The sequence below is a fragment of the Gordonibacter pamelaeae genome (genome assembly GCF_003340385.1).
Taxonomy (GTDB): domain Bacteria; phylum Actinomycetota; class Coriobacteriia; order Coriobacteriales; family Eggerthellaceae; genus Gordonibacter; species Gordonibacter pamelaeae.
Genome location: NZ_PPTS01000022.1, coordinates 1 through 1,582, shown reverse-complemented (window position 1 = coordinate 1,582; position 1,582 = coordinate 1). Strand labels below are relative to the sequence as shown.

Annotated in this window: 1 protein-coding gene; it reads left to right on the top strand. The window is 68.7% G+C overall.

Annotation, left to right across the window (positions count from 1 at the left end; genetic code table 11):
- Positions 1-275: 275 nt before the first annotated feature.
- Complete coding sequence (locus tag C1877_RS15025; protein ID WP_181813868.1) at positions 276-1,373, top strand: IS30 family transposase; 1,098 nt, start codon at positions 276-278, stop codon at positions 1,371-1,373.
- Positions 1,374-1,582: the final 209 nt, after the last annotated feature.

The following is a 1,582-nucleotide window of genomic DNA, read 5'->3' as shown; positions in this document are numbered from 1 at the left end:
TTGATCCGAACACTTTGCCTTTCCTCTTGAAGTTAGCCGAACGCGTACGGTTGAGTCCGAGAATCCTTGTCCGAGGGCGGGCCCGAAGGGGGCGGCCGCGTAGGGGCAAGGATCATGGCAGAGAGGAAGCAGAAGCGCTACTCAGGCTCACGAGGTCGGAGCGGGCCTCCATCGAACGAGAGCTCGGGAAGAGGAGGCCCTCGGCCCGCGACGTCGCGCGCGACCTCGGGCGCTCGCCCGCCTCGATCTCCGACGAGGCCAAGCGCAACCGCACGGTGGCCCGGGGCCCGGGCAAGGGCGAGCGGGCCGGAGATGCGCCGGAAGACGCTTGCGCGCGGCTGCAGGCGTGGCCTTGGACCTGCAACGGCTGCCAGCACCGCCGCTACGGATGCGGCAAGGCCCTCCGGTGCGAGTACTCGGCGGCGCGCGCCCAGACGCTCGCCGACGGGCTCTTGTCAGGGGCGCGCAGGGGCGTGAACGCCAAGGAGTACGACTTCGAGCGGGCCATGGCGACGATCAGGTCGGACGTGGCCCGGGGCCTCTCGCCCGCCCAGATAGCCTGCGGCCGCGCCGACCGGTTCAAGGTTCACCCCACGACGATATACCGCTGGATAGCGGCGGGCTACGCCGGCATGTCCGACGCCGAGCTGCGCCGCAAGGTCGGCTACAAGCCCAGGAGGGAGCCCTCCGCGGCCAAGCCGACCTCCCACGGCCCGGAGAGGTCGTACAAGGCGTTCTCGGCGCTCCCCGAGGAAGGGCGGGCGCGGGCTGCCGAGATGGACACGGTCATCGGGCTGTCCAAGGACTCGCAGTGCATCCTCACCCTCTACTCGAGGCCCTGCAAGGTCCAGGTCTGCCTGCTTCTGCCCGAGAAGACGTCGAGCGCCGTTGCCGCGGCGCTCGACATGCTGGAAAGAGCGATCGGGAAGCCCCTCTTCCAGCGCCTGTTCGGGCTCGTCCTCACGGACAACGGGTGCGAGTTCTCGGACACGGAGGCCCTCGAGCGCTCGGCCTTCCACGGGACGGCCCGGACTAAAGTCTACTGCTGCGACGTGCGAGCGTCCCAGCAGAAGGGAGGATGCGAGCGAAACCACGTGGAGCTCCGCAAGCTCCTGCCCAAGGGCCGGGGCATCTCCTTCGACGACCTGGACGGCCGCGATCTGGCCGTCGTCATGAGCCAGCTCAACTCGGAGCCGAGGCCCTCCCTCATGGGCCTGTCGCCCACGGCGATGCTCGAGGCCGCCGACCCGGAGGCCGCGGCCGCCCTCATGGACGCGCTCGGCATCGAGGAGGTGCCCTACGGCAGGCTCGACCTGACGATCGGCGCCGTCGACCGGGATCGGGAGGAGAGGGGCCTGCCGCCGCTGGCCTAGCGCCTTCCAAAATATAACCTTCCCGGTCATAGGTATATCGAGCCGTCCGGATGAGCCTGCGAGCGGGCACGGAGGGCGTGGCGGAGCCTGCCCGCGAACTCATCCGAGCACGCCGACAAGCCGGCATACCCCCTGGCCGTGAATCAAAACAGGGGGTATGCCGCATTGCAAAACGTCCGGCTAACTGCGCAAACGCCTATCTAGGAGAG